Source organism: Nonomuraea endophytica (assembly GCF_014203235.1).
GTDB lineage: Bacteria > Actinomycetota > Actinomycetes > Streptosporangiales > Streptosporangiaceae > Nonomuraea > Nonomuraea endophytica.
This window is the reverse complement of sequence record NZ_JACHIN010000003.1, coordinates 272918-288218: the sequence shown is the minus strand read 5'-3', so window position 1 is coordinate 288218 and position 15301 is coordinate 272918. Positions and strand designations below refer to the sequence as shown.

At 72.0% G+C, this 15301-nt stretch carries 10 protein-coding genes; 1 reads left to right on the top strand and 9 read right to left on the bottom strand.

The features are described from left to right. Positions 1-178 precede the first annotated feature (178 nt). On the top strand, positions 179-1753 hold the full coding sequence (locus tag HNR40_RS13220; protein ID WP_184960846.1) for a bis-aminopropyl spermidine synthase family protein: 1575 nt from the start codon (positions 179-181) through the stop codon (positions 1751-1753). Here the strand turns inward: HNR40_RS13220 and HNR40_RS13215 are convergent. From HNR40_RS13215 to HNR40_RS13175, 9 genes are all read right to left on the bottom strand, one after another. Beyond that, a complete protein-coding gene (locus tag HNR40_RS13215) occupies positions 1691-2287 on the bottom strand; it encodes a hypothetical protein (RefSeq protein ID WP_184960844.1) in 597 nt (198 codons plus the stop codon). The genes HNR40_RS13220 and HNR40_RS13215 overlap by 63 nt on opposite strands. A 25-nt stretch (positions 2288-2312) precedes the next feature. Further along, on the bottom strand, positions 2313-3134 hold the full coding sequence (locus HNR40_RS13210) for a hypothetical protein (RefSeq protein WP_184960841.1): 822 nt from the start codon (positions 3132-3134) through the stop codon (positions 2313-2315). Further along, positions 3131-3835, bottom strand: coding sequence for a VIT1/CCC1 transporter family protein (locus HNR40_RS13205; RefSeq protein WP_184960838.1), 705 nt, complete (start codon positions 3833-3835; stop codon positions 3131-3133). Before HNR40_RS13205 ends, HNR40_RS13210 begins: the two co-directional genes overlap by 4 nt. Then, the gene (lgt, locus tag HNR40_RS13200; protein ID WP_376773468.1) at positions 3832-4962 is read right to left on the bottom strand and encodes a prolipoprotein diacylglyceryl transferase; all 1131 of its coding nucleotides are present in this window, start codon (positions 4960-4962) and stop codon (positions 3832-3834) included. Before lgt ends, HNR40_RS13205 begins: the two co-directional genes overlap by 4 nt. A gap of 114 nt (positions 4963-5076) precedes the next feature. Then, positions 5077-5829, bottom strand: coding sequence for a DsbA family protein (locus HNR40_RS13195; protein WP_184960833.1), 753 nt, complete (start codon positions 5827-5829; stop codon positions 5077-5079). Further along, positions 5829-6359 (bottom strand): MauE/DoxX family redox-associated membrane protein, encoded by a 531-nt coding sequence (locus tag HNR40_RS13190; RefSeq protein ID WP_184960832.1) that lies wholly within the window; start codon positions 6357-6359, stop codon positions 5829-5831. Before HNR40_RS13190 ends, HNR40_RS13195 begins: the two co-directional genes overlap by 1 nt. An 82-nt stretch (positions 6360-6441) precedes the next feature. Beyond that, on the bottom strand, positions 6442-10323 hold the full coding sequence (locus HNR40_RS13185) for an endo-alpha-N-acetylgalactosaminidase family protein (protein ID WP_221340300.1): 3882 nt from the start codon (positions 10321-10323) through the stop codon (positions 6442-6444). A 68-nt stretch (positions 10324-10391) separates the two neighbouring features. Continuing rightward, on the bottom strand, positions 10392-11210 hold the full coding sequence (locus HNR40_RS54505; protein ID WP_184961654.1) for an AraC family transcriptional regulator: 819 nt from the start codon (positions 11208-11210) through the stop codon (positions 10392-10394). A gap of 40 nt (positions 11211-11250) precedes the next feature. Then, complete coding sequence (locus HNR40_RS13175; protein ID WP_184960830.1) at positions 11251-15225, bottom strand: endo-alpha-N-acetylgalactosaminidase family protein; 3975 nt, start codon at positions 15223-15225, stop codon at positions 11251-11253. Positions 15226-15301 lie beyond the last annotated feature (76 nt).

Sequence of the window (15301 nt, the reverse complement as noted above, 5' to 3'; positions counted from 1 at the left end):
GCTCTTGGTGCTTCAAAGGCGAGGGACGACGTTGGCCCTGCTGCAGTTGTGCGTTAGAGGTTACAACACGTTGCCCGAATGGTGCCCACCAGGTCCACATCGCGAACATCGCACCTGTTCCGGTATACGGACGCATGTGTCCCAAACCCCGGAATTTCTGGACCGATAAGCTGCCTCCATGGAGCGCGAAGGGGTCGAACGCCTGCTCGATGAGGCCGGGGCCGACAGCAGGCGCTACCGGCACGCGCTGGCGCTGCTCTGCGAGGGCCGGTGGCGCACCCTCGCCGAACTGGTGCGCGACAGCGCCACCTCACGCCGGGGCATCGAGGCCCTGCTGCGAGAGCTGCCCCGCCTGGAACGCTCCGGCGAGCGCTACCGGCTGCCCCTCGAACACGCGGGCGACTACCAGGACCTGCTCGCGCTGGCCCCGCCGCCCGCCGACCCGGTCGCGCACCTGCTCCCCCACTACCACCACGTGCTGGCCCGCCTGGAGGAGCTGATCGCCGGGGCGCCGCGGGGCCGCCACGCGCTCGACCACGTCGCCGCCACCCCGGAGACCGTGCTGCGCCGGGCGCTGCTGCTCGGCGCCCGCTTCTGGCTGCCGGGCGCCAAGCTGCTGTGCGTGGGCGACCACGACCTGACCTCGTTGGCCGTCAAGCTGGTGTACCCGGCCGCCGAGGTCACGGTCGCCGACATCGACGAGCGCATCCTGGCCTACATCGACGAGCAGGACCTCGGGGTCCGCACCCGCTGGGCCGACCTGCGGCTCGGGCTGCCGCCGTCGGCCCGGGGGCACGATCTGGCGATCACCGACCCGCCGTACACGCCGGAGGGGGTCGGGCTCTTCGTGGCGCGGGCGCTGGAAGGGCTCAAGGACGAGGGCCGGGTGCTGCTGGCCTACGGCGCGGGCGAGCGCACGCCCATGCTCGCGCTCAAGGTGCAGAACGCCCTGTCGGCGCTCAACCTGCTCAACGAGGCCATCTACCCCGACTTCAACCGCTACCTCGGCGCCGAGGCCATCGGCTCGGCCGCGGACCTGTACATCCTGCGGCCCACCACCAAGACCGCGCCCGCCGTCGCCGCCCGCCTCGACCGGGTCGCCACCGCCATCTACACGCAGGGGCCACAGTCGGTGGAGTCCGCGCCCGAGCAGGCGCACGACCTCGGGGACTTCGCGCCCGACCTGCTCGTGGGAGAGTGGCCCAAGGCGCTCGGGCTGCCGCGGGTGAAGCTGTCCACGTGGCTGGCCAAGCCCTACGCGGCCGCGGTGGAGCGGGTGGCGGTAGCCGTACCGGCTGGGCTGGAAGGGGCGCTGCCGCGTCTGCTGCTGGCCACCAAGGCCCGCCACGTGCGGGCCTTCCTCGCCGCGCCGCTCGCGGCGCGGCCCCACGAGCTGAGCGTCGTCTACGAGCTGAGCGCCGACGGCACGGTCCTCGACGCGGTACGGCTCCCGCCCCCCGCCGGCCCGGCGGCCAGAGCGCTGCGAGGGATCCTCGACAACGCCCACGCCAAGCTCGCCAACACCTGGCGGGAGGCGCTCATCACGGCCAGGGGCGGAGCGCTCACCAAGAACGAGGCCCGCGCGCTGATCCGCGCCGCGGCCCCCTGGTCGGAGGGCATCACGCCGCTGGAGGCCCCGCTCCACCACCTGCGGGCGCTGCCCGGCGCGGTGGCCGCCACGCTCGCCGGGTCAGACGGCCTTGACGACCCGGGACTGCACGACGCGCGCGAGGGTGTCCAGGGCCACCTGTGACTGGGTGAGGTCCACCCTGGCGCCCTCGGCGGCCGGGCCCACCCAGCTGACGGTCACGTAATGGCCGAGCGCCCGAGCTTGCGCCCAGCTGCGGGCGATGTCGAAGTCGACCGCCTGCTCCAGGAAGCCCTCCTTGCCCAGCGCCGACACCAGGGCGTCGGCGGCGCGGCCGTCGGGCAGGTTGAAGATGACGAACTGGCCGTTGACCGCCGGGCCGGTGTAGGTGGCGCGCAGGGCCTGCGAGCAGCCGGCGGCCTCCGGGCCTGCCAGGGCGTCGGCGCAGTCGTCGAGCTGCTCGGCCGCGCCCCTGGTCAGCTCGCCCAGCTTCGCGGTGGCCGGGGTGAAGACCTCTTCGGTGGTCAGCGGGGCGGCGTCGCTCTGGCGGGAGTCGATGGCGGCGTACATGGCCGAGGTGGGCTCGCCGCGGAAGGTCGCGGGCCGGACGGGGCCGCCACGGGTGAGGAACCAGGCGGCCAGGGCGGCGGCGAGCACGATCAGCACGGCCACGGGGACCGCCACGCGAGCGGGAATCATCGGCGAACTCCGGCGGGACGGTGGGTCACGAGGGCTGCTGCCCGGTGATCGCGACGACGCGGCGATAGACGGCCTTCTCCGCTCCGCGCAGGGTGAGGGTGACGGAGACGAAGTCGTCCTTGGGCGCCGGCTCGGCGCCGTCGGCGCGGCCGATCCAGACCACGCCCAGGTAGTGGCCGAGCGCGTACGCGCCGCCCTCGGTGTAGCCGCCGGCGGGGAAGGACGCCTTCTCGCTCTGCAGGGCGTGCGTCCAGCCGCCCCGGTAGCCCGCCTTGAGCTCGGCTACCAGTTCGTCGGCCGCCTTGGCGTCGCGCAGGTTGAGCAGGGTGTACTGGGCGACGTAACGGCCGTCCGAGCTGGTGTAGAGGGCGCGGGCGGCCTGCGTGCACTCGCCGTCGGCGGCCTTCTCGACCAGGTCCGGGCCCCACAGCACGGCCGCGCAGTCGGCGCCGAGCTCCTGCGCGACCAGCTTGAGCGTGAGCTTCTTCTCGTCGGCCAGCGTCTTTCCGGCGAACAGTTCCTTCTCGGTGAGCGGCTTGGCGTCCTTGGCCCGCTCGTTGATCGGCTCGAACAGCTTGGGCGAGCTCCAGCCGTGGAAGGAGTCCGGCCGGGCGGTGCCGGGCCCGCCGGCCGCGGCGGTGGCCGCGCGGTCGGGCAGGTAGCCGGTGCCCATCGAGCCGACGACGGCCACCAGCCCCACGGCCAGGACCACGACGCCGAGCGCCGATGCGATGATCACGAGCAGGCGTTGCTGCTCGGGCCGCAGGCCCATGTCGCTGAGCAGCGGCAGCTGCCAGTCGGACTTCGGGGTACGGGTACGCCGCCGCTTCCTGCTGCTGCTCCTCACAGCCCCGTTCCTCCGATCAGGTTGCCGAGCGCGAAGGTCAGCCCGGCCGCCACCGCGCCCACGACGAGCTGGCGCAGGCCCGAGTACCACCAGCTGCGGGCGGTCACGGCCGAGACGAGCGCGCCCGCCCCGAACAACGCCACACACGACAGCAGCGCCGACAGCGTCAGGCCGGTCACCCCGAACAGGTACGGCAGCAGCGGCAGCACGGCCCCCACCGAGAAGGAGGCGAACGACGACAGCGCGGCCACCTTGGGCGAGGGCAGGTCCTTGGGCCCGATGCCCAGCTCGTTCTGGGCGTGCACTTCCAGGGCGCGCTCGGGGTTGGCCGAGATCTGCCTGGCCACTTCGGCGGCCAGGTCGGGCGCGACGCCCTTGGCCACGAAGTCGTCGGCGAGCTCCTTCAGCTCGGCGGCGGGGTGGCGGTCGAGCTCGCGCCGCTCGACGGCGATCTCGGCGAGGGCCAGCTCGCGCTGGCTGGCCACCGACACGTATTCGCCGCCGGCCATCGAGAACGCCCCGGCCGCCAGGCCCGCGACACCGGCCAGGGCGATCACCTTGGTGTCGTCGGTGCCGCCCGCGACACCGGCGATGAGCGCGAAGTTCGACACCAGCCCGTCCATCGCCCCGAACACCGACGGCCGAAGCCAGCCGCCGGTGACGTCGCGATGCTGGTGGTGCTGCTCCGCGCGATCATTCATCGCGGGTTCTTTTCCTCTTCCCGTACGGCTTCCGCGTCGTCCTTGACCGCGTCGTCCTTGACGGCGTCGTCCTTGACCGGCTCGTCGGTCTTCGCGACGGGCACATCGGTCTCAGCGGGCTTCGCGGCCTCGTCGGCCTTCGCGGTCGTCTCGGCAGGCTTCGCGGGCTCGTCAATCTTCACGGCCTCGTCGGTCTTCGCGGGCTCGTCGGCGGCGGGCTCGTCGGCGGAGGCTTCGGCCTTGGCGGGTTCGCCGTCTTCCGCGTCCTCCGCTGTCTTCTCCGCGGTGTCCGCTTCCCGGACGGTGTCGGACTCGTCCGCCTGGTCGGCCGCGTGGGCCGGGTCGGCCGACTCCCCCTCCCCCGGCGGCCCGGAGCCGTCGCGCGGCAGCACGTACTCCACGGTGTCCTTGCCGCGCGTCAGGAAGAAGAAGGCGAGCGCCGCGACGAACAGCACGAGCGCGGTCCACTGGTTGATGCGCAGGCTCAGGAACGTCACCGCGTGGTCCACGCCGCCGACGGGGTCGATGCGCAGCCCCTCGATCCAGAAGCGCCCGAGGGTGTAGCCGGCCACGTAGAGCGCGAACAGCCGCCCGTGCCGCAGCGTGAAGCGTTTGCCCGCCCAGATGAGGACGAAGGCGAGGATGAGGTTCCAGATGGACTCGTACAGGAAGGTCGGGTGGTAGAGGCCGTCTACCGTGCCGTCCTTGTTGATGTCGATCTCCAGCCCCCACGGGAGATCGGTCGGCCCGCCGTAGAGCTCCTGGTTGAACCAGTTGCCCCAGCGGCCGATCGCCTGGCCGATGGCGATGCCCGGCGCGACCGTGTCGGCGACGGCCGACAGTGAGATGCCGCGTTTGCGGCAGGTCAGCCAGACGCCGACGCCGCCCAGCGCGACCGCGCCCCAGATTCCCAGCCCGCCGTTCCAGATGAACAGGGCCTCATATGGCTCGTTGGGGGCTTCGGGGCCGAAGTAGAGCTGCCAGTCGGTGATGACGTGGTAGAGCCGGCCACCGATGAGACCGAAGATCACCGCGGGCACGGCGATGTCGATCATGGTGCCTGGCGCGCCGCCACGGGCGCGCCAGCGGCGCTCGCTCATCCAGACGGCGATGATGACGCCGAGCACGATGCAGAGTGCGTAGGCCCGGATAGGAATCGGGCCGAGATACCAGACCCCTTGGGGAGGGCTGGGAATCGAGGCAACAAGGGGCATGTCAGGTGAGGGTAGCGGACCGGCGGGCTACTTGGCTGCGTTGAGGACGGCCTCGCGCAGCTCCGACGGGCGGAAGAGGACCTCGTTGTCCATCTCGACGCCGTTGAGCTTGACCGTGGGCGTGCCGGTCAGGTTTTGCTCCTTGTTGACCTTGTCGCTGTAGCTCTGCTGGACGGCGGCGTGCTGCTGCTTGGTCACGCACTGCTCGAAGTCGGGCGCGGTGACGCCGACGTCCTTGCCCCACCCGACCAGCTGGTCGATCTTGAAGCCCTCGACGGTCTCGCTCGGCTGCTTCTCGAAGAGGGTGTCGTGGAAGGCCATCCACTGCTTGCCGTCCTTCACGCAGCGGGCGGCGGCCCCGGCGCGGATGGAGTTGCCGCGCGTCGGCTCCTCGCTGAAGATCGTGATGGGGTGGTAGACCACCTTGGCCTTGCCTTCGGCGGCGAGGTTCTTGAACGTGGACCCGCTGACCCGCTCCAGCTCCTTGCAGGCCGGGCACTGGAAGTCCTCGTAGATGTCGATCACCGGCTTGCTGACCCCGGCGTTGCCCATCGTGACGCCCGCGTCGGCCACGACGGTGATCGGCGCGAGGTTGGCGCCCGCCTCCTCCGACTTGGAGCGGTTCATGTTCCAGAGGATCCCGGCGCCCAGCGCGGCCACCGCCACGACGCCAGCCGTGGTGTAGGTGATGATCCGCCGGCGCTGCTCCCGCTTGCGATCGGCGGCCTGCTGCTCCTTGATCCGGTCGCGCGCCGACTTCTCGCGGTCGCCCTTGCCCATCAGTCGTTCTCCTTGTCATCCACCGTGTGCAGTCCGAGGGCTCCGTCGAGGGCGAAACGCCCCGGCGGGAAACGCGCGGCCCAGACGCCGAGCACCACCAGCCCGAAATCCCGCAGGATGTCGAGCAGGTACGTCGGCTCCTGGCCCTTCTTGAGCTCGCCACCGCCCCCGAAACAGCCGCAATCGATCTTGTAGCCCTTCGCCCACGCCCAGGCGATGCCGAAGACGAAGGCGAGCATGAGCAGTGCCCCGACCACCGCCACCACCCTGGTCATCAGGCCGATCACGAGCAGGATGCCGATGATGATCTCCACGATCGGCAGCGCGTAGCCCACGATGGTGGCCAGCGACTCGGGCAGCAGCTGGTACGCCTTGACCGCCACCACCGAGTCGGACGGGTTGCCGATCTTCAGCCCCCCGGCCACGATCAGCACCACGCCCAGGACCAAGCGGGCGACGGTCGTGACCCAGGGTATCGCCGATCTGACGTTGCGTGACGATGACGACGCGGCCACGGTGATCTCCTTCATGTCTTCGCCTGCGACAGCGCACAGTACTCGCAGGACATCCGATCACGGGCTGGATAAGGGTCGGCTAAGGCAAAATCCTTCCTCATCCGCACCGGAAGCGGGCATCGCCCCAGTCCGCGTGGTCGTTGCCGACCCCGTCGCCGCCGTCTCCGGCGACGAGTTCCACGAACCGCGCGCCGCGTACGTCGGCGCTCAGCTCGTGGGCCGGATCGGGCCCGCGCAGGACCGGCGTCCCGGCCTTGACGACCCCGTCGGCCAGCACGGTGAAGCTGACCGAGCCGCGCGGCGCGGCCTGGGAGTCGTCGACGCCGACGACGGCGGCGAAGGCGGCGCAGCGTCCGCCCAGGTAGTAGCGGATCCTGGCGGGCGCGTGCGTCCCGAGGCCCTTGGCGAAGACCCGGCCGCCGACGGTGAGCGGCGAGCCGTCGCCCTGGGCCTTGTCGCCGTTGGACCGGTCACGCTCGGCCGGCCCCCAGCCGTTGCCGGCGGCCACCCACTCCAGGTCGCTGGCGTAGGCGTCGGCCGTGGGCGGCGGCGGGAGCGTCCTGACGACCGCGAGGCCCTGCACACTCTTGCCCGCGTACGCGGCGGCCGCCTTCAGCTCGTAGCTGTCGTGGGCGGCGTCGGCGGGCGGGGTGACCTTCCACACAGTGGTGAGCGCCGCGCCCGGCTCGACGTCGCCGCGCCCCTCGCCTTCGACGGTCCAGCCGGGCGGCGCGGTGAGGCGTACCTCGACGTCGCGGGCCGCCGCGTCCTCCAGGTTGGTGAAGACGGTGGTGACCTCGTTGGCGACGCCCTGTTCCACGCTCGGCGAGGCGGACCTGACCTCCAGCGTGGCGCAGGCGGCGGGCTCGGCGACGGGTCCGAGGTCCTTGACGGTGAAGTCGTCGAGGATGAAGTCGGCGCCCGGCTGCTCGGCGCGCAGCGAGCGCAGGCCCACCCAGGCGTCGCCGCACCCGGCCACGACCCGTTCGGTGAAGCGGGTGGTGGAGCGCTGCTCGGGGATCGGGGTGCTCCGGGTCTCGACGCTTCTGCCGCCCTTGTCATAGCCGGTCACCCAGGTATAGGCGTCGGCCAGGGCGTTCTGGTAGGCGAAGGAGACCTCGTAGGCGTGGCCGTTCACGAACCGGGCCGTCTGCGGGACCGTCCGGTAGACCAGGCCCTGCCGTTCCTCGTGGACCTTCAGCGACCACTCTCCGGCCAGCACGTCGTCGACCGCCTTGCCGTTCCACCCCTTCTGCGTGTACGGCTCGCGCCGCTGCGCCAGGTGGGTGCGGGCGTCGAAGGAGCCGCCCGCGTCGCCCTTGACGAACGGGCCCCAGCCCGCCTCCGGCGCCTCGAAGCCGTCCTGTCCCGCGGTCGTCGGGACCACGCGGGCGTCGTCCACCCGCACGGCCCCCTCCCCGTCGGCCGCCGCGATCCGCAGCGTGACCGGACCGGCCGGGGCGGTGAAGCGCACCCGCACGCGCTGGAAGTAGGTGTCGCGCTTCTCGTCGGAGGCGATGTGGTTCTTGGCCGTGGACCTGTCCAGCCGGACCTCCCGCGCGCCGATCTCCAGGGTCACGGCGCGGGTGCGGCCCGGTTCGATCTCCACGAACGCCTCGGCCGCGTAGCGGCGGCCGGGACGCAGGCCGGTGACGCGCTGCTCCAGCGCGGCCGGCGCGCCGCCGCCGAGGTGGGCGTGGCGCTGGCCGAGGTCGTTGACGCGCAGGCTCACCGGGCCCGTCGTGGTCCAGGCGCGCTCGCCGTTGAAGCCCGGGTCGCGCAGGCCGCTGCCCTCGCCCCACTCGGGCTCGGGCTGCCTGGGCGGATCGCCGGGATAGAGCACGTACGGCACGCCGGGCTCGGCGGTGATCGTGATCATGCCGCCGTACGGGGTGAGCGTGCCCTCGGCGACCCGGCCCTGCGGGGTGAGCCGGTAGATCTTCATCGGCCGGTCGGCCGCCCAGGTCGTCCGGCCGCCCGCCGGGTTGTAGTGGTAGGACCTGCCCTCCCACGGCAGCAGGTAGGCGGTTCCGTCGAGGACCTTGCGGTCGTGCACGAACAGTTCGCGCCTGCCGTCCGTGAAGGTGCCGCGCACGCCGTTCGCGAAGCGGATCTCCTCGGCTGTCCACTTCGTGATCGGCTGCCGCTGCAGGAACTTGACCGGCAGGTTGTGCTCCCAGACGTTGCGGTAGAAGGCGTTCCAGTTGTTCTCGGCCGTCCAGCCCTCGAACTCGACGATGCGGGCGTTGCCGAGGATGGGGTGGGCGTTCCAGACGTCCTTCTGGTGGTTGCGGATGAAGCGGATGATCTGGGAGTTCAGGCCCTTGTTGGTGACGCCGCCGTAGTTGAGGTCGTTGGCCCAGTGGGCCCACAGGGACGAGCGTTCCAGCTTGTCCGACCACTCCGTCGTCACCTGCCAGCCCTGGCGGCGCAGTTCGGCCAGCGTGCGGTCGGCGACCCAGCCGAACGGCCGGAAGACGTCCACGTACAGGACCGACAGGTTGCGGTCGGTCTCCTCGCGCAGCCGCCGGAAGCGCTCGGCGAGGGTTCCGGCGGTCAGGTCGCGGCGCTGGTCGATGCGGTAGGACTGGTCGAGCCAGTTCCAGCCTTTGACGTTCTTGTCCACCAGCGTCTCGCTGAACGTCTTCGCCTCCGGGTAGGACTCGGTGGCGTTGACGTGGACGCCGAAGCCGGCGTTCCACCGCTTGCCGGTCTTCAGCAGGGTGTTGAGGTCCTTGAGGCCGCCGGCGCGGGTGTTGTAGTTGCCGCCGTAGTCCGGGTGGGCGGAGTCGTGGCCCTCCGACTGGTAGCCCTTCAGGAGGGCGAGCTGGCCCAGCCCGTCGGTGGCCAGCGCGATGCGTTTGACGTCGTCCAGCGTGCGCAGGAACGGGTGCGTGGCCTGGCTGCTGAAGTTGAACGGGATGTGCGTCACCACGCGCCGGCTCGTCTCGCCCGCGCCGGGCGGGGTGACGGCGATGTCGCGGAAGGCGATCGCGCCGTCCTGCCAGTCGAGCGTGCCGTCGCCGTTGGCGTCCGGCGTCACGACGACCTTCGCCCAGGGCAGTTCCTCGGTGAACGGCGCGCCGGCCGCCCGGTAGGTCCACTGCCCGCTCCACACGCCCACCCTGACCACGCCGTCGGCCCCCATGCGGGCCTGGTGCCACAGGCGGGCGGCGTCCTTGTCGGTGGCGCCGGCGGGCTGGTCGTAAACGGAGTTGGTCTCGACGGCGGCGGCCAGCCGGTCGGTGTTGACGATGCCGTAGGTCGCGCCGATCGGCTCCGCCTCCGGCTCCGTGACCTTGGCGAACACGTCCGCCGTCCGCGTCGAGTTGGGGTCCAGGCGGGTGAACGCCGTCGCCGCGCCCGGCTGGTCGCCTCCCACCGACACCAGGTCGTGGCCGGGCAGGTCGATCGTGCCCACGCGGAAGGCCGGGGTGTCGCGCACGGCCTCGACGGCGAAGGTCGCCACCCGCCGTTTCACGCTGATCGCCGCGTCGAGCCCGACGCCGTCCAGGCCGGCGAAGGTCAGCCGGTAGCGGGCCGACTTCCCGTCCGTGCCGGTGAGGGCCGCCGTCACCGGGTACGGCCGGCCGTTCAGGACGACGGCGGGCACCGCCGTACTGCCGCCCAGTCGTGCCCCGGTGGCGCGGTCGGTGTAGCCGAGCACGCGCGGAAAGGCCGGATCGACCTCGACCGAGAGCTCGCCGGAGGCGAGCGTCAGGGGGCGGGCGACCTGTGCGGGGCTGGGCTGGATGCGCTGAACGCCCGGTCGCGGCGCGCCGGTCGCGGACTCCTCCGGCGAGGGCAGCTCATAGCTGGGCTCGCGGTCCGGTGTGGCGGGCGGCGGTTCAGTGACGGGCGCCGTCGTGACCGGGGGCGCGGGCGGGGTTGTGGGCGGGTCGGGCTGAGCGGAGTGGGCCGGGGCGGCCATGGCGAGGGACAGCACGGCGGCGAGCGGCCCTGATAACCAGCGACGCAAAAGAGCTCCTTCTCCTGGAACTCCCATTCTCCTCTGATTTGACATGAAGTTTGACAAAAAATCCTGACTTAGCCGAAACGTTCGGCGCGAAATTCGCTCGGCGGCATCCCCGTCCGGCGGGTGAACAACCGGGTGAAGTACGCCGGATCGTCATACCCCACCCGCCGCGCCACCGCCGCCACCGGCAGATCGGTCCCGGCCAGCAGATCCTTGGCCTGGTTGAGCCGGATCGTCAGCACGTAGTCCTTGGGACTGCATCCGGTCAGCCGCCGTACCCGCCGCCGCAGCTCGGCCAGCGGCAGCCCCAGCCGCCTGGCGTGCTCGGCCACCGGGATCGGCAGGCAGGCGTCCCGCGCGAGCGTCTCCAGCACGCCGTCCGGCCCCTCGTCCACGCGGGCGTGCCGCAGCGCCACCAGCACCTCGTGCACGACCGCCGACGTCTCCACCTCCAGGTACGGGCTGCCGCGCCGGCACGCCTGGAGGATGCGCCCGATGGCGCGGGCGGCCGGCTCGGACGTGGTCAGCGGCGTCACCGGCCGCCCGTCGCCCAGGAACCCCAGCTCGGTGTAGGCGGCCACCGCCGACCCGGTGAAGTCGACGAACCACTCCGTCCAGCCCGGCGCGTGCGGCGCGTAGTGGTGCCGGACGCCGGGACGCAGCCAGAGCACGGCGGGCGCGGCCACCTCCACGGGCGCGCCGCCCGCCTCGGCGAACCAGCCGCCGCCCTCGGTCACCACGACCGCCACGTGGTTCTGCATGGTGCGCGGGCCCACGGTCGGCAGCGCGCCGTCCTGGTGGCCGGCGCCCAGGCAGACCAGGCCGAGCCCGCGGTGGGCGGGGCCGGGCGTGAGGTAGTGCATCCACTGCCGGTACGGCTGTGCCACCATCCTCACGCCCTCCTCCACGCCGGGAGGGGATCCTAGCGGTTCACCCGCAGGTGAACTGGGCCCCTCCCCAGTCGCCGTGGTCGTTGCCGTTGCCGTCGCCGCCGTCGTCCACGACCAGGTCCACGTACCTGGCCCCGGTCAGGTCGGCGCGCAGTTCGTGGGCGGCGTCGGCGGCGCGCAGGACCGGGCTCTGCGCCTTGGCCGTCCCGTCGGCCAGCACGGTGAACCGCACCGACCCCCGCGTGGGCTGCGCGTCGTCCACGCCGACGGCGGCGGTGAAGCCGGTGCAGCGTCCGCCCAGGTAGTAGCGGATCCTGCTGGGCGCGTGAACGCCCAGGCCCTTGGTGTAGGCGACGCCGCCGATGGTCAGCGGCCGGCCGTCGCCCTCGCCCTGCTCGCCGTTGGACCGGTCCCGCTCGGCCGGGCCCCAGCCGTTGTCGGCGCTGACCCAGTCGTGGTCACTGGCCCACGCCGTACCGGACGGCGGTGGCGGCAGCGTCCGCACGCTGACCGCCGCCTCGACCCGCTTGCCGCCGTAGACGGCGCTCGCCTTGAGGTCGTAGGCCCGGTAGGGGGCGTCGAGCGGCGGCGTCACCTTCCAGGTCGTGGTGAGCGCCGCACCGGGCTGGACGGTCCCGCTCCCCTGGCCGCCGACCTGCCACCCATCCGGTACGGCCAGCGTCACGCCCACCTCGGCCGGGGCGTCCTCCAGGTTCGTGAAGACGGTCGTCACGTCGTTGGCCGCCCCGGGCTCCAGCGTGGCCGGGCCGGGCCTGACTTCCAGCGAGGCGCAGGCCGGCGGCTCTTGGGCGGGGCCAAGGTCCTTGACCGCGAAGTCGTCGAGGATGAAGTCGGCCCCGGCCTGCTCGGGCCGCAGCGACCGCAGGCCCACCCAGACGTCACCGCACCCGGCGACCACGCGTTCGGTGAAACGGGTCGTGGAGCGCTGCTCGGGGATCGGGGTGCGCCGGGTCTCGACGCTTCTGCCGCCCTTGTCGTAGCCGGTCACCCAGGCGTACGTGCCCTGTTGGGCGTTCTGGTAGGCGAAGGAGACCTCGTAGGCGTGGCCGTTCACGAACCGGGCGGTCTGCGGGACGGTCCGGTAGACCAGCCCCTGCCGTTCCTCGTGGACCTTCAGCGACTCCTCGCCGCCGATCACGTCGTCCACGGCCTTGCCGTTCCACCCGGCCTGCGTGAACGGGGCGTGCTTCTGGGCGATGTGGGTGCGCGGGTCGGTGCTGCCGCCCGCGTCGCCCTTCACGAACGGTCCCCAGCCCTGGTCGACGTTCTCGAAGTCCTCGACGGGGCCGGGCTTGGCGGTCGTGACCAGGCGGACGTCGTCCACGCGGACCGCGCCGTCACCGCCGCCCGCGCCGAGGCGGAGTTTGGCGTGGCTCCTGGTGGCGGTGAAGACGGCCTTGACGCGCTGGAAGTAGGTGCCGTGCTTCTCGTCGGCCGCGACGTTGTTCCTGGCCGTGGAGCTGCTGACGCGGGTGGACTGGCCGCCGATCTCCAGGGTGGTCTCGCGGGTCTTGCCCGGTTCGACCTCCACCCAGGCCGAGGCGCTGTAGGTGCGGCCGGGGGTGAGGCCCTTGAGGTTCTGCTCGATCGCGGCGGGCTGACCGGCGGCCAGCAGCGCGACCCGCTGCCCCTTGGCGTTCTTCTCGATCGAGACCTGGCCGGTGCGCTCCCACGCGCGAAGCGTGTCGTCGTTGAAGCCGGGGTCGGCGACGCCGGAGCGCTCGCCCCACTCGGGTGTGTCCTGCTTGGGTGCCTTGCCGGGGTAGAGCACGTACGGGACGCCGGGCTCGGCGGTGATCGTGATCTTGCCGCCGGACGGGGTGAGCGTGCCCATCGGGACGCGGCCCTGGTCGGTCAGCTTGTACAGGCGCATCGGCCGGTCGGCGTCCCAGGTGGTCTGGCCACCCGCCGGGTTGTAGTGGTAGGACTTGCCCTCCCACGGCAGCAGGTAGGTGGCGCCGTCCAGGATCTTGCGGTTGCCGAGGAACAGCTCGCGTTTGCCGCTCTTGTCCGTTCCGGTCACGCCGTCGCCGAAGACGATCTGGTCGGCGTTCCAGTCGAGGATCGGGTAGTGCTGCAGGAACTTGGCCGGGAGGTTGTGCTCCCAGATGTTGCGGGTGAAGGCGTTCCAGTCGACCTCGCCGGTCCAGCCCTCGAACTCCTCGATCCTGGCGTTGCCGAGGATCGGGTGGGCGTTCCAGACGTCCTTCTCCTGGTTGCGGATGAAGCGGATGATCTGGGAGTTGAGGCCCTTGTTGGTGGCGCCGCCGTAGCTCATGTCCGTGGCCCAGTGCGACCACAGCGAGGCGCGCTCCAGCTTGTCCGACCATTCCGTGGAGACCTGCCAGCCCTGGCGGCGCAGCTCGGCCAGCGTGCGGTCGGCGGTCCAGCCGTGGCTGTAGTACACGTCGACGTAGAGCAGCGCGAGGTCGCCGCTGCCGGTCTCCTCGCGTAGCCGCCGGAAGCGCTCGGCGAGGTTGCCGGTGGTCAGGTCGGTGCGCTGGTCGATGTAGTACGACTGGTCGAGCCAGTTCCAGCCCTTGGCGTCCTTGTTCACCAGCGTCTCGCTGAACGTCTTCGCCACCGGGTAGGCCTCCGTGGCGTTCACGTGCACGCCGAAGTCGGCGTTCCACCGCTTGCCGGTCTTCAGCAGCGTGTTCAGGTCCTTGAGGCCGCCCGCGCGCTTGTTGTAGTTGCCGCCGTAGTCCGGGTGCGCCGAGTCGTGGCCCTCCGACTGGTAGCCCTTCAGGATCGCCAGCTGCCCCAGCCCGTCGGTGGCCAGCGCGACCCGCTTGACGTCGTCCAGCGTGCGCAGGAACGGGTGGGTCGCCTGGCTGGCGAAGTTGAACGGGATGTGGATCGCCACCCGGTCCTTGGTCTGCTCGGAGCCCTGCGCCTTGACGCCGATGCCGCGGAAGGCGATCGCGCCGTCCTGCCAGTCCAGCGTCCCGTCACCGTTGGCGTCCGGGGTGACGACCACCTTCGCCCAGGGCAGCTCCTCGGTGAACGGCGCGCCCGCCGCCCGGTAGGTCCACTGCCCGCTCCACACCCCCACCCTGACCACGCCGTCGGCGCCCTTGCGCGCCTGGTGCCAGAAGCGGGCGCGGTCCACGTCGGTGGGGCCGGAGGGGCGGTCGTAGGTGGAGTTCGACTCGATCGCGGCGGCCAGCCGGTCGGTGTTGACGATCCCGTAGGTCGCCCCGACCGGCTGCGCCTCGGCCGCCGTCTGCGCCGTGACCTTCGCGAACACGTCCGCCGTCCGCGTCGAGTTCGGATCCAGCCGGGTGAACGCCGTCGCCGCCCCCGCCTGGTCACTGGCCACCGACACCAGGTCATGACCGGGCAGATCGATCGTCCCGACCCGGAAGGCGGCCGTGTCGGTCACCTTGTCGATCCGGAACGTCGTGGTCCGCCCCCGCACCCCCACCGACGCCTCCAGCGCCACCCCGCCCAGCGCGGCGAACGTCAGCCGGTAGCGTGCGGTCTTCCCGTCCGCGCCGGCCGGCGTCCCCGTCACCGGGTACGGCGTGCCGTTCAGGACCACGACCGGGACGGTGGTGCTGCCGCCCAGGGTGGCTCCGCTCGCCCGGTCGGTGTAGCCGAGCACCCTCGGGAAGGCCGGGTCCAGGGAGACGGCCAGCTCCCGCGAGGAGATCGTCACCGGATCCGCCACGGCCGCCGCCTCCACGGACGGCGCCACGGGGCTGGACGACGCCTCAGACGTGGGCGGGGTCGTGGGCCGCGTGGTGGTGGGGGTGGGCGGGGTTGTGGTGGTGGGTGGGAGGCGGACGTCCGGTGGGGCGTTGGTGGGCGAGGGCTCCCGCGCTCCCGCGCTCTCCGGCGAGGCGGGTGGGAGCCCTCGTGGCTCGGCGGCCTCCGAGCCTGGTGCCGCGGCGGCTTGTGCGGAGGGGGGTGTGGGAGTGGCTTGGGCGGGGGTGGTGGTGAGGGTGGCGAGTGCGAGGAGCCCGGCTAACGCGGCGGAACGTCGACGCATGTGCGTCCTTTCGTGCGAAGAGTTCGTGCCGCCACCCTGACGCGATCACCGGACCGCTTCTATGGACAAATCATGC